The organism is Citrobacter sp. TBCS-15 (assembly GCF_005280815.1).
Taxonomy (GTDB): Bacteria; Pseudomonadota; Gammaproteobacteria; order Enterobacterales; family Enterobacteriaceae; genus Citrobacter; species Citrobacter werkmanii.
In genome coordinates, this window is sequence record NZ_SZWK01000233.1 from 1 (window position 1) to 307 (window position 307).

The 307-nt window shown below is 47.2% G+C and carries 1 protein-coding gene; it reads left to right on the forward strand.

The genetic code is table 11. From position 1 onward, the window contains the following. Positions 1-163 precede the first annotated feature (163 nt). A partial coding sequence (locus FDW96_RS12825) for a GTP-binding protein (RefSeq protein WP_072112497.1) occupies positions 164-307 on the forward strand: 144 nt, incomplete at its 3' end.

Consider the following 307-nt stretch of genomic DNA (forward strand, 5'->3'; position numbering starts at 1 on the left):
TTGGTAAGGGTGAGGTCCCCAGTTCGACTCTGGGTATCAGCACCACTTCACTTCTCCTTCCCGTTTCTCTCTGTTTACTTTTAAAAGCATTCAACAGCTCAGGTATATTGCCTGGTTGATGTGGTGATATCACCGATTTATCCGTGTCTTAGAGGGACAATCGATGTCTAAAGAAAAATTTGAACGTACTAAACCGCACGTTAACGTCGGTACTATCGGCCACGTTGACCATGGTAAAACAACGCTGACCGCTGCAATCACTACCGTACTGGCTAAAACCTACGGCGGTGCTGCTCGTGCATTCGAC